At 72.2% G+C, this 21,206-nt stretch carries 16 protein-coding genes; 7 read left to right on the top strand and 9 right to left on the bottom strand.

The annotated features are described in order from the left end of the window. Window positions 1–6: 6 nt before the first annotated feature. Together JOD48_RS02840 and JOD48_RS02835 are read left to right on the top strand one after the other, a co-directional pair. The gene (locus tag JOD48_RS02840; protein ID WP_204807244.1) at window positions 7–1,773 is read left to right on the top strand and encodes an ATP-binding protein; all 1,767 of its coding nucleotides are present in this window, start codon (window positions 7–9) and stop codon (window positions 1,771–1,773) included. After that, a complete protein-coding gene (locus tag JOD48_RS02835; RefSeq protein ID WP_191791997.1) occupies window positions 1,770–2,498 on the top strand; it encodes a response regulator in 729 nt (242 codons plus the stop codon). Before JOD48_RS02840 ends, JOD48_RS02835 begins: the two co-directional genes overlap by 4 nt. 79 nt (window positions 2,499–2,577) lie before the next feature. Here JOD48_RS02835 and JOD48_RS02830 read toward each other — a convergent pair whose 3' ends face one another. From JOD48_RS02830 to JOD48_RS02805, 6 genes are all read right to left on the bottom strand, one after another. Next, on the bottom strand, window positions 2,578–7,266 hold the full coding sequence (locus JOD48_RS02830; protein WP_204807243.1) for an HtaA domain-containing protein: 4,689 nt from the start codon (window positions 7,264–7,266) through the stop codon (window positions 2,578–2,580). A gap of 249 nt (window positions 7,267–7,515) precedes the next feature. Continuing rightward, on the bottom strand, window positions 7,516–8,091 hold the full coding sequence (locus tag JOD48_RS02825; RefSeq protein ID WP_239527316.1) for a LemA family protein: 576 nt from the start codon (window positions 8,089–8,091) through the stop codon (window positions 7,516–7,518). A gap of 162 nt (window positions 8,092–8,253) precedes the next feature. After that, window positions 8,254–9,015 (bottom strand): hypothetical protein, encoded by a 762-nt coding sequence (locus JOD48_RS02820; RefSeq protein ID WP_191789781.1) that lies wholly within the window; start codon window positions 9,013–9,015, stop codon window positions 8,254–8,256. A 38-nt stretch (window positions 9,016–9,053) separates the two neighbouring features. Continuing rightward, window positions 9,054–9,638 carry an orotate phosphoribosyltransferase gene (gene pyrE / locus JOD48_RS02815; protein WP_030151073.1) on the bottom strand — a complete coding sequence of 195 codons (585 nt, stop codon included), beginning with the start codon at window positions 9,636–9,638 and terminating at the stop codon, window positions 9,054–9,056. A gap of 10 nt (window positions 9,639–9,648) precedes the next feature. After that, complete coding sequence (locus JOD48_RS02810; protein ID WP_204807241.1) at window positions 9,649–10,395, bottom strand: hypothetical protein; 747 nt, start codon at window positions 10,393–10,395, stop codon at window positions 9,649–9,651. Window positions 10,396–10,419: 24 nt separating this feature from the next. Continuing rightward, a complete protein-coding gene (locus tag JOD48_RS02805; protein WP_191789784.1) occupies window positions 10,420–11,187 on the bottom strand; it encodes an SDR family NAD(P)-dependent oxidoreductase in 768 nt (255 codons plus the stop codon). A 115-nt stretch (window positions 11,188–11,302) separates the two neighbouring features. Here JOD48_RS02805 and JOD48_RS02800 point away from each other — a divergent pair, with 115 nt between their 5' ends. Next, window positions 11,303–12,094 carry an exodeoxyribonuclease III gene (locus JOD48_RS02800; protein ID WP_204807239.1) on the top strand — a complete coding sequence of 264 codons (792 nt, stop codon included), beginning with the start codon at window positions 11,303–11,305 and terminating at the stop codon, window positions 12,092–12,094. 88 nt (window positions 12,095–12,182) lie between these two features. Here JOD48_RS02800 and JOD48_RS02795 read toward each other — a convergent pair whose 3' ends face one another. Beyond that, window positions 12,183–14,639, bottom strand: coding sequence for a glycoside hydrolase family 94 protein (locus JOD48_RS02795; RefSeq protein WP_204807237.1), 2,457 nt, complete (start codon window positions 14,637–14,639; stop codon window positions 12,183–12,185). Window positions 14,640–14,720: 81 nt separating this feature from the next. Further along, window positions 14,721–16,943: an NTP transferase domain-containing protein gene (locus tag JOD48_RS02790; protein WP_204807234.1), complete on the bottom strand. Its 2,223-nt coding sequence runs from the start codon at window positions 16,941–16,943 to the stop codon at window positions 14,721–14,723. Between the two features lie 293 nt (window positions 16,944–17,236). On the opposite strand from JOD48_RS02790, the gene JOD48_RS02785 reads away from it, so the two are divergent. Together JOD48_RS02785 and JOD48_RS02780 are read left to right on the top strand one after the other, a co-directional pair. Beyond that, the gene (locus tag JOD48_RS02785; protein ID WP_191789788.1) at window positions 17,237–17,866 is read left to right on the top strand and encodes a DUF4190 domain-containing protein; all 630 of its coding nucleotides are present in this window, start codon (window positions 17,237–17,239) and stop codon (window positions 17,864–17,866) included. Further along, on the top strand, window positions 17,863–18,522 hold the full coding sequence (locus JOD48_RS02780; protein ID WP_307823935.1) for a DUF4190 domain-containing protein: 660 nt from the start codon (window positions 17,863–17,865) through the stop codon (window positions 18,520–18,522). Before JOD48_RS02785 ends, JOD48_RS02780 begins: the two co-directional genes overlap by 4 nt. A gap of 38 nt (window positions 18,523–18,560) precedes the next feature. On the opposite strand, the gene JOD48_RS02775 is transcribed toward JOD48_RS02780, so the two are convergent. Beyond that, window positions 18,561–19,286 carry a TetR/AcrR family transcriptional regulator gene (locus JOD48_RS02775; protein ID WP_191789789.1) on the bottom strand — a complete coding sequence of 242 codons (726 nt, stop codon included), beginning with the start codon at window positions 19,284–19,286 and terminating at the stop codon, window positions 18,561–18,563. Window positions 19,287–19,589: 303 nt separating this feature from the next. On the opposite strand from JOD48_RS02775, the gene JOD48_RS02770 reads away from it, so the two are divergent. Together JOD48_RS02770 and JOD48_RS02765 are read left to right on the top strand one after the other, a co-directional pair. Next, entirely contained in the window at window positions 19,590–20,303 is a 714-nt protein-coding gene (locus tag JOD48_RS02770) for an ABC transporter ATP-binding protein (RefSeq protein WP_191789790.1), read from the top strand. Further along, window positions 20,303–21,196, top strand: coding sequence for a hypothetical protein (locus JOD48_RS02765; RefSeq protein WP_204807232.1), 894 nt, complete (start codon window positions 20,303–20,305; stop codon window positions 21,194–21,196). The genes JOD48_RS02770 and JOD48_RS02765 overlap by 1 nt, the downstream gene beginning before the upstream one ends. The last annotated feature ends 10 nt before the right edge of the window (window positions 21,197–21,206 follow it).

Genomic DNA, 21,206 nt, shown 5'->3' with positions numbered 1-21,206 from the left:
TGGGCAATGCCGCTCAGGGTTCAGCTGCTCCTGCTGCAGGTCGTCATCGTCCTCGCCGTGGTCTCGGCCGCAGGCGTGGTCGCGGGGACCCTGCAGGAGCGGCAGCTTCGTGACGCGTACCTCGACCGGATGACGGGGGTCGCGCAGTCCGTCGCGGGGCTGCCTGCCATCAGGGACGCGCTGGGCTCGACCGACCCCTCGGCCACCATCCAGCCCATCGCCGAGGTCATCCGCGAGGCCTCCGACGTGACCTACGTCGTCGTGACCGACGACGAGGGCATCCGCATGTCCCACCCCACGGCGGAACGCATAGGGGAACGCGTGTCCACCGACCCCTCCGTGCCCCTTTCCGGGGGTACCTACATCGGCACCCAGACCGGCACCCTGGGCGAGTCGTGGCGCGTCAAGGTCCCCATCTACGACGAGACGGGGCGGGCCGTCATCGGGGCCGCGTCGGTCGGCATCCTCGAGTCGCAGCTCCACGCGGACTTCCGCGAGGACCTGGACGGCCTGCTCCTCGCGCTGGGCACCGCCGCGGCAGGCGGGGTCGTGTGCGCCTGGTGGGTCACGCAGCTCGTCCGCCGCAGGATCTACCGGCTCGAGCCGGAGGAGATCGCGTCCCTGCTCGAGACGCGTGACGCGATGCTCCACGGCATCAGCGAGGGCGTCGTCGCGCTGGACCGCACCGGGCGGGTCGCGCTCGTCAACGACGAGGCGCGCCGCCTCCTGGGCCTGGGGCCCGGCGAGGCCCCGGTCGGGTCGCTCGCGACCGACGTCCTCGACGGCCAGCTCCTGGAGCTCGCCGACCGGCCCGGCGACCATTCGAGCGGCGAGCTGCTCCTCGCGGGCGAACGCGTGCTCCTGGCTCGCGCCAACCCGGCCACGGTCGACGGGCGGGCCGTGGGCGCGGTGCTCGTCCTGCGGGACCACACCGAGCTGCACGCCCTCCTGCAGGACCTCGACGGCGCCCGCGACCTGACCGACGCCCTGCGCGCCCAGTCGCACGAGTTCGCCAACAAGCTGCACGTCGTGTCCGGGCTCCTCGAGCTGGGTCAGCACGTCGAGGCCGTCGCCTTCATCGAGCGAGCCGGGCACGGCGGCCTGCTCACCGCGAGCGCGATCGCACCGGGGGTCCACAGCCCGCAGGTCGCGGCCCTGCTCCTTGCCAAGGCGACCACGGCGCGCGAGCGCGGGATCGACCTCGAGGTCGACCCGTGCTCGGTGCTCGACGCCCCGGGCTCCCCCGACTCGGCCGCGCTCCAGCAGGACGTCCTGACGATCCTCGGCAACGCGATCGACAACGCGATCGACGCGGCGGGCCCCGGCGGGACCGTCCAGGTCCTGGTCCAGGAGGACGCCGAGGAGGTGGCCGTCCTCGTCGACGACGACGGCCCGGGCGTCCCGACGGCGTTGCGCGCCGCGGTCTTCCGGCCCGGCTTCAGCACCAAGCACGCGGGAGCCCAGCCTCCCCGGTCCGTCCGCCGGGTGCCACGCGCCGGCACCGACACGTCCTCCTCACCCCGGTGGGACGCCCTCCGGCACGACGACGCCCCCTCCTCTCGGCTCCCACCGACGCCAGCCTCCGACGCGGGAACCGCGCGCGGCATCGGGCTCGCCCTCGTGCGACGGATCGTCGCCCGACGCGGCGGCACCGTCGGGTTCACGACCTCACCGCTCGGCGGCGCGCGCCTCACGCTGACGCTGCCCGTGCGCTCCTCCGCGGCCCCCGCAGGGGCCGCACTCGACCGACTCACCGGGACGGTGCACCGATGACTTCCACAGACGACCGACTGCGCACCCTGATCGTCGAGGACGATCCCCTCGTCTCCCGCCTGCACCGCGGGTTCGTGGAGAGCCACCCCCGCTTCGTCGTCGTCGGCGAGGCCCGCACGGGCGCGGAGGCGGTGCGAGCGATCTCGGTGCTCGAGCCGGACCTCGTCCTGCTCGACATCTACCTGCCCGACACGAGCGGGTTCGCGGTGCTGAACCAGCTCCGTCGGCGGCCCGGTCCCCCGGTCGACGTGATCGCGACGACGGCGGCACGCGAGCTCGACAGCGTGCGGCGCGCCATGGCGGGCGGGGTGCAGCACTACCTCGTCAAGCCGTTCACCGCGGCCGTGCTGCGCGGCCGCCTCGACGAGGTCGTCCGGTTCCGCGCGCAGGTGCGGGCGACCGACGGCGCTCTCGACCAGGCCACGGTCGACCGGCTCGTCCGGCAGGCCCGCAACGAGGGCCCCCAGCTGCCCAAGGGCCTGTCCGACCGCAGCCTGGAGCTCGTCGTCGGGGCTCTCGTCGACGTGTGCAGGACCGGGTCGGTGGACGCCTCGGCGGTCGACGTGGCCGAGGCGACCGGCATGTCCCGGGTCAGCGCCCGGCGCTACCTCGAGCACCTCGTCACGGTCGGCCAGGCCGAGGTCAACCCGCGGTACGGCTCGGCCGGTCGACCCGAGAACCGCTACAAGCCGCTCCTCGCTGTCAGCGCGGAGTCGCCGTCCTAGCCGGCCACGGAGCAGAACGACGAAGGGCGGGCCGGGACCTCGAAAGGTCCCGGCCCGCCCTGGTCGTGCAGGTGGGTCGTCAGGCGTCGACGCGTGCCCGACGGCGCTTGCTCGCGGCGAGCAGGCCAGCGCCGCCCAGGAGCAGCATCACCCCGAAGGCCGCGACCGTCGCCGAGTCGGCGCCGGTGTCAGCGAGGCCCGAGTGCACGTCGCACTCGACGTCGCCGCCGACCGGGAAGCTGAACGTGACGGGGGCGAGCGCCGTCCCCGGCTCGTAGAAGCCCGCGAACGCCTTGGCGCCCGCGGCGGTCAGCGTGGCGGAGGCGCCCGTCCACGTGATCGTGCTGCCCGAGGTCGACTTCTTGCCCGAGAGGTTCAGGCTCGCGAACGCGACGCCCTTGCTCGTGGACTTGTTGCCCTGCATGTCGCTGCTCACCACGTCGACGATCAGGGTGCCCGAGCCACCGTCGACCTGAACGCGCGGGTTCGAGATCTGCAGGTCCAGGATGCCGTCGTGCCCCGTGAACTTCACCGAGCCGGCAAAGCTCGTGCGTCCCTTGCCGAGATCGGTGTTGAAGGATCCCTTGCCACCGCTCCACGTGTACGAGGAGCCGTTGTCCTTAACTCCGCTCGTCGAGACCGAGCCCTTGGCGATCGGGCCGGCGATGTATGCGCGGAACGCGTCGCTCACGCCCCAGCTCAGCGTCGCACCGTTGACGCCCTGCGCGTAGCACTGCTGGGCGGCGGAACCGCCCGAGGTGCTGGTCGTGCCCGTGACGGTGATGATCGCGGAGACCTTGTGGTTCGCACCCTCGAGGGACAGCGTGTGCTCCCCCGGCTCGAGGTTCTTCGGGATCGTCACCGTGGCCGACGCGGCGCCGCCGGCGTTGGCCGTGACCCCGGTCGCGAGGGTGCGCGGCGTCGACCGGATGACCGACTTGAGGCCGGCCTCGTTCGCGCCGAAGCCCACACCGCTGATCGTGACCTTGCCGCCGGGCACGACCTGGTAGGTCGAGAGGGTGGCCTTGGCGGGGTCGACCGTCGTGGTGCCGGAACCGTCGTTCGGGGTGCCGATGCTGCCACCTGTACCACCGCCCGAGGTGCTGTTGGCACCCATCACGAAGAACAGCGGGTCGAGCTCCGTACCCGCGGGGTAGAAGCCCGAGAACGCCTTCGAACCCGCGTCGGTCAGGGTCGTGGCGACGTTGACGTAGGTGACCGAGCCGCTCTCGTGCTCGATCGCACCGTTCAGCGCGAGCGAGGCGAACCGGACGCGCTTGGCGTCGAACGTGGTCCCGTCGAGGTTCGCGGACCGCACGTCGACGACGAGGGTGCCCTTGCCGGGCGACGTCACGTCGACCGTCGGGTTCGAGAGGGTGAGGTTGAGCAACCCGTCGTGACCCGAGAAGGTGACCGTCCCGCCGTACTCGGCGGTCCCGAGGAGGGTTCCGGGCTTCCACGAACCGCCGGTCTGACGGAAGTCGAACGTCCCGTCCTTGACGGTGGCACCGGCGGACGCCACGGCGCCGCCCTTGGCGATGCCCCCCGTGATGTAGGTACGGAAGCTCTCCTTGACGCCCCACTGGAGGTCGCCCACCGGAAGGGTGGCGTCGACGGGCGGCCCTTCGACGGCAGTCACCGTGACGGTCTGCGACGCCGACGGCTCGAACGTCGCCGCGTCCGCCGGCACGAACCGCGCCGAGAACTGGACCGGGCCGAGCACGGAGGTCGGCACGCCGATCGCCGCCTTGCCCTGGACGACCGGGATCCGAGCCACGACCGAGTCTCCGCGCAGGAACTCGACGGTCCCTGTCGCGGTGGTGGGCGTGACGGTCGCCGCGAGCTCTGCCGCGGCGCCGAGCGCCACCTCGGCGGACGCCGCGGTCAACGTCGTGGCCGTCTTGACGGCCACCGGGGCGGCCGACGTGAGCCTGATCGGGGAGAAGGTGTCGAGCGTGCGGTCGGTGATGGAGAGCCCGTGCGCCGCGGAGGTGGCGACGACGTAGTCCTTGGACGGGTCGAACGACCCGGCAGGGACCGTGATCGTCTTGGTGAACTTCCCGTCGACGATCGAGGCCACGTGCGCGAGCTGCAGCCAGCCGGCGGCGACCAGCGGTCCCTCGCCCTTCCAGATCGCCGCGTCGCCCAGCAGGACGTAGGTGCCGTTCGAGGCGCCGGCACCCACGAAGCCGCTGCCCGTGATGGTGAAGGTGTTCGCGACCGACGGGTCGACGTCGCCGCTCGGTGTGACCGTCACGGTGGGCTTCACGATCGTGAAGGTCGCCTCGCCGTGCGCACCGAGCGCACTCACGACCGTGACCGTCGTCGTCCCTGCGGGGGCCGACCTGGGGACCGAGACGGTGAGCGCGGCACCCGTGGACGAGAACGTCGCGGGAGCGCCGTCGATCAGGACCGACTGGACCTTGTCGCCCTCACCGAGGCCGTCGACCGTCAGGGTCTGCTTGCCTCCAGGGACCACCTCGGGCAGGCCCGGGGCGATGGTCAGCGGCCCGGGGGCCGGCTTCTCCGTGAAGTTCACGGGGACGGAGAGCTCCTGAGCAGCGTTCGTCACGCCGCCGGCACCGTAGGTGTAGACACCGAAGCGGCCACCTTCGAGCGCGGCGGGAGCCTTGAGCGTGAGCCTGGCCGTGAACGAGCCCTCGGCCGTGATGTCGACCCACTGAGCCCGGATGATCGCCTGATTCGTCGGGGTCAGCTGCTCGAGCACCGTCTCGGACAAGGCCCATACCTGCGACCCGACCTTGCGAGCAGCGCCCGTCGCCCCGGCAGACGGCTTCCAGCTCTCCGCGAACGCACCGAACACCACGTAGTTGCCCTGCGGCAGCGTCTTCGGGATCGGGTTACCGTACCCACCGACGTTCGACGCCGGGTCGAACCCGGTGCCCTTCACGACGATCTCGTCACCAGGACGAACCACCGTGTTCCCCAGCGGCGTCTTCCCGTCAGCGGCGAAGACCTCGACCTTCGGCTCGAACACCGGGGCCGGCGCGTTGGTGAAGTTGACCACGACCGCCTTCTCCTGCGCGGCGTTCTTCATGCCGCCTGCGGCGTACGTGTAGACGCCGAACGTACCGCCCTCGATCGCGTCGAGCGTGGTGAGCTTCAGCTTCGCCGTGAACGAGCCGTCGGCGGAGATGTTGACCCAGTCCTTGCGGATCGCGCCCTGGTACTGCGGCGGGACCTGGTCCAGCACCGACTCGGCCAGGGCCCAGGCCTGCGGCCCCGCCTTGCGGGCCGAAGACGGCGCCCCCGTCGAGGGCTGCCAGTCCTTGGCGAACGACCCGAAGACCACGTAGCTGCCCTGCGGCAGGTTCGCCGGGATCGGGGCCCCGCGGCCGCCGACGTTCGACGCCGGGTCGAACCCGGTGCCCTTCACGACGATCTCGTCACCGGGACGAACCACCGTGTTCCCCAGCGGCGTCTTCCCGTCAGCGGCGAAGACCTCGACCTTCGGCTCGAACACCGGGGCCTGCGGCTCCTCGCCCTGGAGGGTGATCGGGGTGAGGGTGTCGAGCGAGCGGTCGGTGACCGACAGCCCGTGCGCGGCCGAGGTGGCCACCTGATAGGACTTCGACGCGTCGAGCGTGCCTGCCGGGACCGTGATCGTGGTCGTGAACGCGCCGTCCTTGACGAGCGCGGCGGGCACGAAGGCCTGCTGGAGCCAGCCCGTGCCGGGAAGCGCCGAGCCGCCGCTCCAGAGCGAGGTCTCGCCGAGCAGCACGTACGCGCCGTACTTCGCGCCCGCTCCGACGAAACCGGTGCCCGAGATCGTGAACGTGTTCGCGACGGCCGGGTCGACGTCCTTGTTCGGCGTGACCGTGACCTGGGGGTCGGCGACCGGGGCCGGCGGATCGACCTGCTTGGCCGTCACGGTGTGCGCGACGCCGGCGGACGTCGACGCCGTGAAGGCCGCGGCGTCGGCCGGGGTGAAGCGCGCGGTGAAGGAGCGCTCCCCCACCGTCGTGGGCGTGACGTCGCGGCGGGCGACGCCGTCGGACACCGTGGCGGTGCCGAGCGACGTGGCGCCGTCGAAGAACTCGACCGCGCCCGCGGCAGCGGGTGCGACCGTCGCGCTCAGCGCGAGGGCCGTGCCCTCGACCGAGGTGCCGCCCGGGGAGACCGCGAGCGTGGTCGAGGTCGTCGCCGCGGGGGCCACCGGGAGCGGCGCATCGAGCGTCGCCGTCAGGGTGGACATGGGCTTGCCGACGTACGCGCTGAAGTAGTCCGAGACCGCAGCGAGGTCGTTCGAGACGGTACCGCTCGCGACGAGGGTCAGGGTGTCACCGGTCCGCGTCGGGGCGACCGTGACGTCGGCGACCTTCGCGTCGTTCCCGGTGCCCGCGTTGATCGTGCCCCCGAAGTCGGCCGTGAGCACGCCCGCCGTCGGGGAGGTCAGCCGGAGCGTCAGGTCCGAGATGGTGAGGCCCAGGGCGCCGTCGTGGCCCGAGTACGTGGTCGACCCGGCGAACCTCACGGTCCCCGTGCCCGCCGCGTCGAGCGATCCGGACGCCGGCTTGTAGACCGACTTCCCGTCGACCATGGCAGGCGTGACGGTCCCCTTGGCGATCGGGCCCGTGACGTAGCCCGTCCAGCCGTCCGTGAAGTTCCAGGTGGCGCTGCCACCCGACACCGTGTCGGCGGCGGCCCCTGCCGGAGCGACTCCGACGAACGTGAGACCGGCGACGAGCGCTCCGGTCAGGAGTGACGCGAGGGCGCGTCGGCGCCCTCCCCGTTGCGTGATGAGCACTCGATCTCCTGTGAAGGTCCAGGGTCGCCCGCGATGGCGACGCATGGCGACAGGTCTCTCGACCATCGCCCCGTGGACCATATAAGGGCTGCCTCACCAAAGCAAGGCAAACCTTATCTGCTGTGCGCGGAGTCACACCCCCGCACCTCCCAGGACGCGAGGAGGGGCGGGGCGCCCTCCGGCCCCCCGCCCCTCCTCGCGTTCCGCCCTCGGTCCCCGGCGTCGTTCCGGGGCCCGCGGGCTCGCTGCTCAACGGTCGACGATCGGCCCGTTCCCGTGGAAGTCGACCCGCGGCGCGTTCCGCACCGCCGGGTTCTCGACCTCGAAGTACTCGGCGCGCTGGAAGCCGAACATCTTCGCGACGACGTTCGCCGGGAACGTCTCGACCTTGGTGTTCAGCGTGCGCACGTTGGCGTTGTAGAACCGGCGGCCGGCCGCGATGCGGTCCTCGGTGTTCGTCAGCTCGTCCTGGAGCCGACCGAAGTTCTCGCTCGCGCGCAGCTGCGGGTAGGCCTCGGCCACCGCGAAGAGCCGCCCCAGGGCCTGGGTGAGCTGGTTCTCCTTGGCCGCCTGGTCCGCCGGACCCGTCGCGGTGCCCGCCGCGGCCGATCGAGCGGCAGCCACCTCCTCGAACACGCCACGCTCGTGCGCGGCATAGCCCTTCACGGTCTCCATGAGGTTCGGGATGAGGTCGTGGCGTCGGTGCAGCTCGACGTCGATCTGGCGCCAGGACTCCTGCACCAGGTTCCGCAGCCGGACGAAGCCGTTGTACTGCGCGACCGCCCAGAACAGGACGATCAGGACGACGATGCCGATGACGATCAAGGCGATGGTGCCGCTGTCATGCTGCCCCCTTGGGCTGAGCTGGTCGGACCGCTCGCCCGAGCACCGCACGACCGGACCTGACGGACCGGGCGCGAGACGCCGTCGGGCGGCGCGGAAGGTAGGTGCATCGTAGCGGCGCAGCCGCTCGCCGGACCGCACGGCTCACGGCGACGGCGTGCCCCACGGCGGCGCCCCGGCCTCCGGCTCCGGACGCACCTCGCGCGGGCCGCGCGACGCCTGCTGTCCCCGGCACGGCGGGACCGCACCCCGGTCCAGCCACACGAAGTCCGGGACGGCGTCGACCACCACGGCCAGACGCGAGAGCGTCGGGAGGACGTTGTCGGGGACCGTCCGCCCGCCCGTCCACGCGAGGATCGCGTCCCCCTCGATCCGCAGGAACCGCCGCTCGAAGTCCGCCTCCAGCAACCGGTGCATGGTGCGCGGGTGCAGCACGTCGTGCGCGAACCGCAGGTCGCTCGCCTGGACCCGCCACGCACGGTTGAAGGCGTCCGACTCGAGCTGGACGTCCTGCCCGCCGAACACCTTGGCCAGCCTCGCGCCGAGCCCCTCCGGGGTGAGCTGTAGCGTGGGGAACGAGGCATGCAGCAGCAGCGCGACCACGTGCGCCGAGTGCGTCGTCGACTCCTTGCCCGAACCCGTGGTCCAGCTGAACGTGAACGACAACGCCGAGCGTCCCTCGTACGGGCCCGTCAGGACCTCGGTCGCCCGTCGCGACCGCCCCTCGTCGAACGGCGTGCCCCGCCACCGGCGAGCCAGCGCAGGGTCGGCACCATGGTGCTCCCACCCGTTCTCCGCAGCCCACCGTTCGAGCAGCGCGACGCGCGCCCGGTGCCCCCACCAGCCGACGAGCACCCCCGCGACCGCGAGCAGCGCCATCCCGACCACGAACCACGAGCCGTCCATCGTTCCCCCTGGGCCGCGTCCGCCGTCAGACGGACCGGTCAGGCCAGATCGAAGTCGGTCAGGCCGAAGATCGAGTGGTAGGGCACGCCCAGCGCCTCGATCTTCTCGCGCGCGCCCGTGTCGCGGTCCATGATCGTCGCGACGCCCACGACCTCGGCGCCCGCGGCCCGCGCGGCCTCGATCGCCGTGATGGGCGAGCCGCCCGTCGTGGTCGTGTCCTCGACGACGACGACGCGGCGCCCTGCGATCTCCGGGCCCTCGATCTGGCGCTGCATGCCGTGCGCCTTGGCCGCCTTGCGCACCACGAACGCGTCGAGGTCCTGTCCGCGCGAGGCCGCGGCGTGCAGGAGGGCGGTCGCGATCGGGTCCGCCCCCAGCGTCAGGCCACCCACGGCGTCGACCTCGGCCGTGCCCAGCCCGACCTCCTCGAGCTGGTCCAGCAGGACGTGCCCGATGAGCGGGGCCGCACGGTGGTGCAGCGTGACGCGGCGCAGGTCCACGTAGTAGTCGGCCTCCTTGCCGGAGGACAACGTCACCTTCCCGTGCACGATCGCGAGCTCGGCGATCAGGTCGCGAAGCTGCTCGCGAGGCGTCGGGGACAGGTGCGTGGAGGTCTCGGTCATGGGGTCAAGGCTAGCGGTCCGACGCGTCCGCGGGCCGCGGGCTCTCGCCCTCCGGGTGCTCGGGAACACCGGGGACCGGGGGGCGTTCCGGCGCACCGACCCGAGCGAGGACCCCGGCGAGCAGGAGAGCGAGGTCACGCACGTCCTCGACGGGCGCCGTACCGTCCGTCCAGGACAGGATCGCGCGGCTCTCGAAGCGCAGACGGGACCCCACGTACGCGGGGTCCAGGAGCCGTTGCCGCACGGCCTCCGTCAGGAGGTCGTGCGCAGCGAGCTCGTCGGGGGCGCGCACCGTCCAGGTCGAGGCGAACGCCGGGTCGTCGAACACGACCTCACGGCCCACCACGCGCTGGACCGACGGCTGCCGGTACCCCACGGGCACGACCTCGACCGTCGGGACGTCCCACGGGACGTCGAGGGCCACGACCTGGCACTCGACCATCGTGGGGCGCCCGCGTCCTGCCATGGTCGCGGCGGAGCGCCACGCGTACCGGAACGTGACGAGCGGCCGGCCGTCCACGGCCCCGCGGCGAAGGTCCTCGACCCTGCCGCGGTCCTGGACGTCGAACGGGGCCCCCTTCCAGCGGTCGAGCAGGGACTCGTCGGGCGGCGCAGGCTCCCAGCCCAGCTCCCGCACGAGCGCGTCCTGCGCGTCCCGGCGCGCACGCCGGGCGACCACGGCCAGCACGGCCACCGCGACCACGAGCACCAGCAGGACGCTCAGCACGACCAGCCCGACGACGGACTCGCGGCTCATGCGCGCCTCCTGCGTCGCACTCCCCTAGCGCCCCTCGAACGCCCGCACGGCCGCGCGCGGCGCGACCTTCAGCAGCCCCGACGCGAGCCGGTACCGCAGCGACGGCGTCGAGATCACGACGCCGCGGCGCACGTCCGCGAGAGCCGCGGCCACGACGCGGTCGGCGTTCAACCACGCGACCTCGGGGAGCTGTGTGTAGTCGATCCCGGCGCGCTCGTGGAACTCGGTGTGCGTGAGCCCGGGGCACAGCGCGGTGGCCGTGACGCCCGTCCCGCGCAGCTCGACCGCGAGCCCCTCGGTGAAGGTCCGCACCCACGCCTTGGCCGCCGAGTAGGTCCCGCTCGCGGTGAGCGCCGCGACCGACGCGACGTTGAGGATCGCGCCGCGCCCACGCTCGGTCATCTGGCCGGCGGCGGCGTGCGAGAGCACGAGGACCGCGCGCACCATGACGTCGAGCGCCTTGACCTCGGCGTCGACGTCGCCGCCCACGAACCGCTGGTGCACCGCGTAGCCCGCGTTGTTGACGAGCAGGCCCACGGGGCGCTGCCCTGCCTCGTCCTCCTGCGCCACGGCGAGGCGCGCTGCGACGCGCGCGACGTCGTCGGGCACCGAGAGGTCCGCCGGGAGCACCTGGACCCGCACGCCGGCCGCAGCACGGATCTGCTGCGCGACACGCTCGAGGCGTTCCTCGTCGCGCGCGACGAGGACCAGGTCGTGACGGGCCGTGGCCAGCTGCCACGCGAACTCGAGCCCCAGGCCGGCGCTGGCGCCGGTGATCAGTGCAGTCGCCATGGGCCCCAGCCTAGGGGGCGCGGGGCGGTCGCGAGACCCGCACGCCCGACGACGTCGCGCACCGTCCCGCACCCGGGGCGCGGGACGCGTGGGACGCCCCGGATAGCCTGTCGCCATGCGTCTCGCCACCTGGAACATCAACTCGATCCGAGCCCGCGCCGAGCGGGCCGTCGCCTTCCTCGAACGATCGGGCACCGACGTGCTCGCGCTGCAGGAGACCAAGTGCAAGGACGCCCAGTTCCCGCACGAGATCTTCGAGGCCGCGGGCTACGAGGTCGCGCACTTCGGCCTGAGCCAGTGGAACGGCGTCGCGATCGCCTCCCGCGTGGGCATCGAGGACGTCGAGACGGGCTTCGCGACGCAGCCCCACTTCGGGGCCGAGCCGCACCTGGAGGCCCGGGCCGTCGGGGCGACGTGCGGCGGCGTGCGCGTGTGGAGCCTGTACGTGCCCCACGGTCGCGCGCTCGACGACCCGCACTACCCGTACAAGCTCGAGTGGCTGCACAACCTGCGCACCCAGGCCGCGGGCTGGCTCGAGGCGGACCCCGCCGCGCAGGTCGCGCTCGTCGGGGACTGGAACGTCGCACCGCTCGACACCGACGTCTGGGACCCGGCCGTGTTCGCCGGGCACACGCACACGTCTCCGGCCGAGAGGGCGGCGTTCTCGGCGTTCGCGGCGGCCGGGTACAGCGAGGTCACGCGCGACTTCTTCCCCGAGGAGCACAAGTACACGTACTGGGACTACCAACAGCTGCGCTTCCCCAAGAACCAGGGCATGCGGATCGACTACGCCTACCTGTCCCCCGCGCTGCGCGCCCGCGCGACGGGCGTCGAGATCGACCGCGACGAGCGCAAGGGCAAGGGCGCCTCGGACCACGTCCCGGTGATCGTGGACCTCACGGACTGACGTCCCCGGCCTGAGGTACCGAGAACGAGGTCGGGGTCGTTCTGAACCTCAGAACGACCCCGACCTCGTGCTCGGCACCCGCGGTGCACTAGCCCAGCGTCACGACGACCTTGACCTCGGAGCCCTCCGGCTGCACCGGGATCGGCTGCGTCGGGTCGAGCTCGACACCGTCGAGCGTCACCGACCGCACACCCTTCGAGACGTGGTCCGGGTTGCGGACCTCGATCTCGTAGACCGCGCCACGCCACTCACGGCGCACCTCGAAGCCGTCCCAGTCCTTGGGGATCGACGGGTCGACGACCAGGCCGTCGAGGGCCAGGCGCACACCGAGGATGTACTTCGTCGCGGCCGTGTACATCCAGCCCGCCGTACCCGTGAGCCACGGGTTCTGCGCCTTGCCGAACCACTCGTGGTCGCGGCCGTACAGGAACTGCACGTACGCGTACGGCTCGGCCCCGCGGACCTCGATGTTGTCGTTCTGGTTGTACGGCAGGATCGCGTCGTAGAACTGCACCGCCTCGTCGCCGCGGCCCAGCATGGCCTCGGCGATGATCGGCCACGCGTTCGGGTGCGAGAAGATCGCCGCGTTCTCCTTGATGCCCGGGTACACGCGCGTCACGAACCCGACCGTGTCGTCGACCTTGGTGAACGCCGGCCAGTTCAGGTGGTTGCCGTACTCCGAGCCCAGGAGCTCGCGCACCGAGTCCATCGACGCCTCGCCGCGCTCCTGCGTCGTGATGCCCGCGATGACGGGCCACGCCTGGTGCTCGAGGAAGATCTTGCCCTCGTCGTTGTCGTTCGAGCCGATCTTCACGCCGTCACGCGTGTACCCACGGATCCACCAGGCGCCGTCCCAGAGCTGGGTGTCGGCGACCTTCGCGATGCGCTCGAGCTCGGCCTCGTACTTGGCGACGTCGGCGGCCGCGCTCTCGTCCCCGGCGACCGCACGGTGCCGTGCGACCTCGAGGAACGCCTGGATGGCCCACGCGTGCAGGAACGTGACCAGCGAGGTCTCGCCGCCGCCCAGGTTGAGGCAGTCGTTCCAGTCCGCACGCAGCCCCAGGGCCACGCCGTTCTGGCCGATCTGCTCGCTCGAGAAGTCGAGCGCGCGCGTCAGGTGCTCGTACACCGTGGCGGGCGTGCCCTCGGCGAACGGGATCTCCTCGTCGAGGAATTCCAGGCGACCGGTCTCCTTGACGTACTCGACGACCGACGGCACGAGCCACAGGTGATCGTCCGAGCACGTGTCCTCGAGCCCGTGGATGAGGTCCTTGGGGTCGGGCGTCGGGACGATCGTGGGCGACGGGACGTCGGGGAGCTTGGGCGCGTCCGGGTCGAACGCCTTGGGCTCGAACAGGTGCAGGCCGTAGCCCGCCTCCGTCTGGGCACGCAGGAGCTCGACGATGCGCTGGTGCGTCTTGGTCGGGTTGGTGTGGATGACGCTCATGACGTCCTGTGCCGTGTCGCGGAAGCCCAGGCCGCTGCGGCCGCCGACCTCGACGAACGACGCGAAGCGCGACCACACGACGCAGGTCTCCGCCTGGAGCAGCGTCCACGAGTTGATCATGGTGTTCATGCCCTCGTGGGGCGTGCGGATGCGCAGCTTGTCCTGCTTGGCCTTCCAGTACGCGGCCAGGCGCGCACGCTCGGCGTCGACGGTCGCGACGTCCGCGTACTTGGCCTGCATCGCGCGGCCGGCCTCGGCGCGCGAGCCGTAGCCGAGCATGTAGACGAGGCGCTTGGTCTCACCCGGCTGCAGCGTGATCTTGTGCTGGAGCGAGCCGCAGTGGTTCTGCGTCGTCGCGCTCTCGTTCGAGCCGTGCCCGCGCTCGATCGCGATCGGGTTGGCCTCGGAGCGGTAGGGGCCGATGAAGTTGTCGCGCAGCGAGTCGTACGACGACGGCGCCTCGCTCGACGCGAAGTAGTGGAACGTCCACGGCTCGTAGTAGGCGTCGTACTCGATGATGCCGTCCTCGTACGACGACCCCGTCGAGTAGAGCGACATCTGCAGGTTCTGGTTGTCGATCGTGATCGTGTGGAAGGAGAACTCCACGTACGACCCGACCGTCAGCTCACGGACCTCGTCGGTCGTGTTCGTCAGGCGCACGTCCCAGATCTCGACGTCGTCGTCCAGGGGGATGAAGATCGTCTGCTGGGCGTCGATGCCCTTGTACTGGGCCTCGAACGTCGAGTAGCTCAGGCCGTGGCGCGTCGTCCAGCGACCGGCACCGCCCGCGGGGTCGATCGGGTCGCCGTCGGCCGCGAGCGGCTTGCCCACCGGCTGCCACGACACCGACCAGAAGTCGCCGTCGGCCTCGTCGCGCAGGTACACGTAGTGCCCCGGGCGGTCGAGCGGGACGCCGTTCTGGCGGAACCGCGAGATGCGGCCCGTCTGCGCCGACTTGTAGTACGAGTAGCCGCCGCCGTTGTGCGAGAGCACGGTGCAGAAGTCCTTGGTGCCCAGGTAGTTCGTCCACGAGACGGGGACGTCTGGGCGCTCGATGACGTACTCGTCACGAGCGGTGTCGAAGTGGCCGTAGCGCATCGTCGGGTCGGTTCCTGTCGGTGAGAGGTGCGGGTGGGGTGGGGGTGGGCCGACCCTCCGGGGTCCGAGGACCCCGGAGACTCAGACGCCTGCGGTGACGAAGCCCTTGAGCCAGTCGAGCAGCTCGGCGGCCTTCTCAGGCGAGTCCGCCTCGACGAACATGCGCAGCACGGGCTCGGTCCCGGAGAACCGCAGGAGCGCCCAGTTGTCGTTCTCGAGGACGATCTTGGTGCCGTCGAGGTGCGAGATGCTCACGACCGGGTAGGGGCCGATGTGCGTGAGCGGGTCCGCCTCGAGGCGGCGCGGCACGGCCACCCGCATCTCCGGCGTGGAGTCCACGCCTGCCTCGAGCGTGTAGAGGCGCCCCGTGATCTCGTAGATCATCTCGCGCAGCTCCGAGATCTTCTTGCCCGTGCGGGCCAGCATCTCGACGACCAGGGCGCACGCGAAGATGCCGTCCTTGCCGAGGATCCAGCCACGGACCGTGAGGCCGCCCGAGGACTCGCCGCCGAGCACGGCGCCGATCTCCTCCATGCCGGCCGTGACGTGCTTGAAGCCCACCTTGACCTCGCGGGACTCCTCACCGAAGTGCGCGGCGAGCCGGTCGAGCAGGTGGGTCGTGGCGAGGTTGCGCACGACGCCGCCCTTCTCGCCGCGGAACTCGTGCAGGTACCAGTACAGGAGGAGCAGGAGGTCGTTGGTCGAGATGTACTCGCCCGTCTCGTCGACGATCCCGATGCGGTCCGAGTCACCGTCGGTCGCCATGCCGAGGTCGTAGCGGCCGCCACCCTGCTGGATCATCGAGATCAGGGTCGACAGACGCTGCAGGTCCGGTGCGGGGGCGATGCCACCGAACAGCGGGTTGTGCGACGCGTGGATGAACTCCGAGCGCACGCGCATGTCGTTGAGGATCGTGCCGAGCGTGAGCTGGCTCGTGCCGTACATGGGGTCCACGATCACGCGCAGGTCCGAGCCGCGCACCGCGTCGACGTCGACGATCTTCTCGATCGCGTCGACGTAGGGCTCGGTGAGGACCTTGTCCACGACGAGCCCGGCCTTGCGGGCGACCGCGAGGTCGAGCGTGATGACGTCGTCGACGCTGAGCGCGTTGGCCTCGTCCTGGTAGCGGTCCGTCTCGTCGTCGAGGGGGAGCGAGCCGTCCTGGCGGAACACCTTCATGCCGTTCCACTCGGGCGGGTTGTGGCTCGAGGTGACGATGATGCCGTAGGCCGCGCCGAGGTACGGGGCGGCGAACGTCACGAGGGGCGTGGGGACGTCGTCGGGCAGGAGCGTGACCGGGATGTTGTTGCCCGCGAAGACCTCGGCCGCCGCGATGGCCGACTCGCGCGAGAGGAAGCGGCGGTCGCCGCCGATGACGACGCCCAGGCCGTCGATCCCCTTGCGGACCGTCTCGTTCGCGATGGCCTGGCACAGGCGACGCACGTTGGCGAGCGTGTAGCCCTCGCCGATGATGGCGCGCCACCCGCCGGTGCCGAACACGATCTTGGTGTCGGTGTTCTTCTTGGGCATGAACAGGCGCTTGAGGAGGATGTCCGCGGCCTCCTGGAGCTCCTCGGGGGTGTTGATGCCCCGGACCTCGTCGGTGTCGTAGATCCGGTACGACGAGATGCTCTTGTGCTTGGCGATGACGCGGCGGGCGAGCTCGGTGAGCCGGTGCTCGCCTCCGGCGACCATGGCCTCGAGCTCGGAGAACAGCAGGTCGGGGGCTGCGACGTAGGCGCCCACGTTGACCTCGATGGGCTCCCCGTCGGGGTGCGCGTCGGCGGGCCGGTCCTCCTCCTCGAGGATGGCCGTGATCTCGCCGTCGTGGCGGACGATGCGCCCGTAGGTCGGGAGGTCCTCGGTCACGACGGCCGCGAGCAGCGACAGGTCGGCGGCCTTGAGCGTGTGGCGCGTCAGGAGCCCGAGGAGGGACTCGGACCGCAGGAGCGGGGTGTCGGCGTAAGCCACGAGGACCTCGCTCGCGGGACGCCCGAGCGCCTCGACCGCGGCACGGGCCGCGAGCACGGCACCGCCCGTCCCGGGCAGGTCTTGCTGCTCGACGTACCGCAGCCCCTCGCCGAGCAGTCCCCGCACCGTCGTGTCGCCGGGGGCCACGACGACCACGATGCGGTCGTCGGCGACGACCTTGCGGACGTTCGCGACGGCGAGCTCGACCACCGTCGCGTCTCCGAGCGGGCGCGTGATGAGCTCGCGCGAGGCGTCGTCGTGGCCTGCGGCGAGGACCACCGCCGCTCGATCGTTCGTGGTGGCGGGAGCCTGTGCGGCCTGTGGCAGGGTCATGACGTCCTCACTGCTCGGTGATGCGTCGTGCGCGGCCCGTGCAGACCACGCTCGGTAGGGCACCAGAGAGGCGAGCGAAAAAAGCACGACTCCTTCCAAATCCCTCGTGCGAGGGTCCGCGGAAGCCCGGTACCACCACCGATCATAGACGCGCCAACGGCCCTCCCGAAGGCCTCCGGGGGCTTTGGGGTGGAATCCTCACAAAATATTCGTCCGGAACCCGCGCGCACCGACGAGGCCGTGCCCAGTGGGGGGTCTCGGCAGCGGTCGCGGGTCATGGCTACGGTTCTCCCATGACGTCACCTCCACCGCAGGGCTCGGACACCCCGGACCAGGATCCGTTCGCGCCACCGGTCCCCCCGTACTCGCCCGGCGGAGCGTCACGCCAACCCCCGCTCGTGCCGTACCGCCTCCCGACCGGGTCGGACGACGCCCCCGCCCCGGCGGACCCGTACGCGCCCCCGGCCCCGGGGTTCCCGACGACGCCTCCGCCCGCGGGCAACCCGGCCTACGGTCCGTACGGGGCCCCCGGGACCCCTGTCTACGGGAGCCCGCCGGGGGCGTACGGGACCGATCCGTCCGCCCTCTCGTACCCGCCGGGCTACCCCGGCGCGTACGGCCCCGGCCACCCGACCGGCTACGGCCCGCAGCCGGGCTGGCCGACCCCGTCGTGGGACGCCTCGTTCGCTCCCCCGCCACGGCAGAACGGCCTGGCGCTCGCGTCGATGATCACGTCGCTCGTGGGCCTGGCCTTCTGCATGGTCCCCGGGGTCGTCGGGCTGATCCTGGGCATCGTGGCGCTGCAGCAGATCTCGCGCGACGGGACGACCGGCCGCGGGTTCGCGATCACGGGCATCGCGGTGGGCGCCGTCGCGACCGCCCTCGTGGTGCTGTGGCTCTTCGCGATGATGGGGTCCTGGTGAGCAGCCCGCCCTCCCCGCACGAGTACGACCCGGACGTCTACTACGCACCCGGCTGGCAGCCCCCTGCCCCGCGGACCGAACCGCTGGCCGTCGCCGCCGTGGCGACGGGGCTGCTGCTCGGCCCGGTCGGTGTCGGGGTCGGGGCGGCCGCGCTCGCGCGCATCCGGCGGGACGGGACCCGTGGCGTGGGCCTCGCCTGGGCGGGCATCGCCCTGGGGGTCGCGGTGACGCTGACGGCGGTCGCGGTGCTCGTCGCGCTGTTCGTCGGCAAGGCCGCGACGGCACCGCTGCCCACCGACGTGAGCGAGCCCCGGTCCGCGCACGCGCGCCAGCTCGTCCTGGGGAACTGCCTGGCCGAGCTGCCCGACGACGGCGAGGTCGCCACGGTGCGGGTCGTACCCTGCGCGGACCCGCACGAGGCACAGGTCGTCGCGCGGACCGACTTCGCCGCGGACGCGGGGTGGCCGGGGCAGGACGTGGCTGACGCCCGGGTGTCCCGGGTGTGCTCGCCCGCGGTGCTGTCGGCGGACGCGCCCACGGACGGCGTCGAGCTGGTCGTGTGGTCGCCGTCCGAGGCGTCCTGGGCGCAGGGCGACCGGACCGGGCTGTGCGTGGCGAGCACCGCGGCACTCACCGAGGGCTCCCTGATCGGCTGACGCCCCGGGGAGGAGACCCACCCGTGTGCCCGGCGAGGTCAGTCCTCGGGCACCGGGTCCTCGTCCACGTGGATCAGCGCGAGGTAGGAGCGCAGGCCGGCCACCATGTCGACGGGCGGACGCGGCGTCCCGCGCTCGATCAGGAACTGCACCTGCAGCCCGTCCATGACGGCGACGAGGGCCCTGGACACTGCGGTGACGTCGATCCCGGGCCGCAGTCGTCCCTCCGCGGCGCGACGGGAGACCTCGTCCCGGATGCGCGCCAGGACACCGTCGTAGCGTCGCTGGAAGTACGCGTGGGCCGGGTGGTCGGGCGACGTCGCCTCGGCCGAGAGGATGCAGAAGAGCTCGACGATGCCCGGCCGGGCCGCGTTGCGCTCGACGACCCGCACGAGCGACTCGAAGTAGTCGAGCCCTTCCTCGCGGTCCTGGGCGAACAGGGCGAAGTCCGCCTCGTCACGACGTTCGAGCACCGCCTGGAGCAGCATCTCCTTGGTGGGGAAGTGGTGGAGCAGACCCGGGTGCGAGATCCCCACGCGCGAGGAGATCTCGCGCAGCGAGGCCGAGTGGTAGCCGACCTCGCCGAAGAGCCCCGTCGCGGCCTCGATGATCTCGTCGCGCTTGGCGCGCCCCTTCGCATAGCCGCGAGGCGCTGCGCCGGTTCCCGGGCCGGGGCCGTCGCGGCGGGCGTCCCCCCGGGAGGCTGGCTCCGCCGTCGGGCGGGCCGGGCCGCTGGCGTGCAGGTCTGACGTCGTGCTGGGCATGTGCCCTCCCCCATGAAGTGTGATTCCCCGCGAGCGTAGCGCCGCCGACGGCGGCGACCCGTCGCGTTCCACTCTCGACGCCGGGTGACTCAGGGACCACCGCCCCGAGGCCGTGTCGGTGTGAGCGCTCTCAGGGGCACGTCTGCCGGGACCCGTGGCGCCCGCCGCCGCCACCGCCGTTCCACCGCAAGTCGCAACCCACCTTCCCCCTTCCGCCAGAAGCGCCCACGACCACCCGGAAGACAGGCTGGAGGCACGGCGCGCGGCACCCTGCCGCACGACCGGAGGAGAGGGGATCCCCCGATGCCAGCCATCGAGATCGTGGGCCTGCGCAAGTCCTACGGGACGTTCGACGCCGTCCGCGACGTGAGCTTCGCCGTCGAGCCCGGGAGGGTCGTGGGGCTGCTCGGCCCCAACGGCGCGGGCAAGACGACGACGCTGAACGTCCTGCTGGGGCTCGCGTCCGCGAGCGCCGGCACCGCGACGATCCAGGGCAGCCCGTTCGCGGCCCTGGAGAAGCCGGCCTCGACCGTGGGCGCGCTGCTCGACGCGGGCGGCCTGCACCCGGGCCGCAGCGGCCGCGACCACCTGCGGGTCCTCGCGACCGCGGGCGGGACCGGGGGCCGGCGGGTCGACGAGGTGCTCGCGCTCGTCGGGATGGACCGTGCGGCCGACCGGCGGGTCCGGACGTACTCGCTCGGGATGCGTCAGCGCATCGGGCTGGCCGCGGCGCTCCTGGGCGACCCGCAGGTCCTGGTGCTCGACGAGCCCGCGAACGGCCTGGACCCCGCGGGCATGCGGTGGATGCGCGAGGTCCTGCGCTCGTTCGCCGACGGCGGCGGGGCGGTGCTGCTCGCGAGCCACGTCCTGGCCGAGGTCACGCAGGTGGCCGACGACCTGGTCGTGATCGGCCAGGGCCAGGTCATCGCCGACGGCCCGCTCACGGACCTCGTCCGGGGCGAGTCCCTGGAGGACTTCTACCTGAACCTGACCGCCGAGACCGAAGGAGTGCGCTGATGTTCCGCGCCGAGCTGCTCAAGCTACGCACGACCCGCACGCCCTGGGTCCTGGGGATCGTCGCCCTCGCGGGAATGATCCTCGTCCAGGCCCTGACGATCACCCTGCCGCGCGTCCTGTCGAGCCTCGAAGGGCTGGGTGGAGGCGCCACCGTGGGCCTCCAGGCCTCGCCCGAGATGACGGCCGACCTCGCCCCAGACCTCACCGGGCTGACCGACCTGGGCGCCGCTCCCGTGCAGCGCGCGATGCTGGACCTGCTGGGCAACGGCCCCGCGGGCTCGGGCTCCGCAGGGGTCTCGGTCATCTGCATGCTGCTGCTGGGCGTCCTCGCGGTCACGACCGACTTCCGCACGGGCGGCATCGTCCCCACGGCCCTCGTCGTCCCGTCCCGCCTGCGCGTCCTCGCGGGCAAGGCGGGGGCGACCGCGGTCGTCGCGCTCGTGATCGGCGCCGCGCTCGCGGTGCTCACGGCCTTGGGCCTTCTCGCGGCCGTCGCGTCGACGCCCGGCGCGCAGCTCATGGTCGACGCGGGCGACGTCCTGGGGGTGTGGGGGCGCGGACTGCTGGTCCTCGTGCTGTTCGCGTGGCTCGGGCTGGGCATCGGGACGCTGATCCGCGGGCAGGTCGCGGCGATCCTGGTCGTCGTCGGGCTCGTGGTGGTCGAGCCGTTGGTCCAGGCCGCGGTCGTGCTGCTCTCGGGCGGCACGTCGAGCGCCGCGGCGTGGCTGCCGCTGGGCCTGGGGTCGCTCGCGTCGACCGGCCAGAGCGCGACGTCGGCCCTGGGCGGCCTCGCCCCGATGGGCGTCGGGGTCGCGGTGCTGGGACTGGTCGCCTGGGTCGCGGTCGCGCTCGGGTCGGGCGCGGTGACGTTCCGCCGCCGCGACCTCGTCTGACGTCTCGTCC

The sequence above is a fragment of the Oerskovia paurometabola genome (genome assembly GCF_016907365.1).
In the GTDB taxonomy this organism is placed as follows: Bacteria; Actinomycetota; Actinomycetes; order Actinomycetales; family Cellulomonadaceae; genus Oerskovia; species Oerskovia paurometabola.
This window is presented reverse-complemented; position numbering and strand designations above follow the sequence as displayed.

Excerpts from the sequence above, each read along its gene's own strand:
- JOD48_RS02795 (WP_204807237.1), bottom strand. The coding sequence starts at position 14,639 with ATGCGCTACGGCCACTTCGACACCGCTCGTGACGAGTACGTCATCGAG.
- JOD48_RS02770 (WP_191789790.1), top strand. The coding sequence starts at position 19,590 with ATGCCAGCCATCGAGATCGTGGGCCTGCGCAAGTCCTACGGGACGTTC.
- JOD48_RS02785 (WP_191789788.1), top strand. The coding sequence starts at position 17,237 with ATGACGTCACCTCCACCGCAGGGCTCGGACACCCCGGACCAGGATCCG.
- JOD48_RS02775 (WP_191789789.1), bottom strand. The coding sequence starts at position 19,286 with ATGCCCAGCACGACGTCAGACCTGCACGCCAGCGGCCCGGCCCGCCCG.
- pyrE (WP_030151073.1), bottom strand. The coding sequence starts at position 9,638 with ATGACCGAGACCTCCACGCACCTGTCCCCGACGCCTCGCGAGCAGCTT.
- JOD48_RS02790 (WP_204807234.1), bottom strand. The coding sequence starts at position 16,943 with ATGACCCTGCCACAGGCCGCACAGGCTCCCGCCACCACGAACGATCGA.
- JOD48_RS02800 (WP_204807239.1), top strand. The coding sequence starts at position 11,303 with ATGCGTCTCGCCACCTGGAACATCAACTCGATCCGAGCCCGCGCCGAG.
- JOD48_RS02840 (WP_204807244.1), top strand. The coding sequence starts at position 7 with ATGCCGCTCAGGGTTCAGCTGCTCCTGCTGCAGGTCGTCATCGTCCTC.
- JOD48_RS02835 (WP_191791997.1), top strand. The coding sequence starts at position 1,770 with ATGACTTCCACAGACGACCGACTGCGCACCCTGATCGTCGAGGACGAT.
- JOD48_RS02810 (WP_204807241.1), bottom strand. The coding sequence starts at position 10,395 with ATGAGCCGCGAGTCCGTCGTCGGGCTGGTCGTGCTGAGCGTCCTGCTG.
- JOD48_RS02805 (WP_191789784.1), bottom strand. The coding sequence starts at position 11,187 with ATGGCGACTGCACTGATCACCGGCGCCAGCGCCGGCCTGGGGCTCGAG.
- JOD48_RS02820 (WP_191789781.1), bottom strand. The coding sequence starts at position 9,015 with ATGGACGGCTCGTGGTTCGTGGTCGGGATGGCGCTGCTCGCGGTCGCG.
- JOD48_RS02765 (WP_204807232.1), top strand. The coding sequence starts at position 20,303 with ATGTTCCGCGCCGAGCTGCTCAAGCTACGCACGACCCGCACGCCCTGG.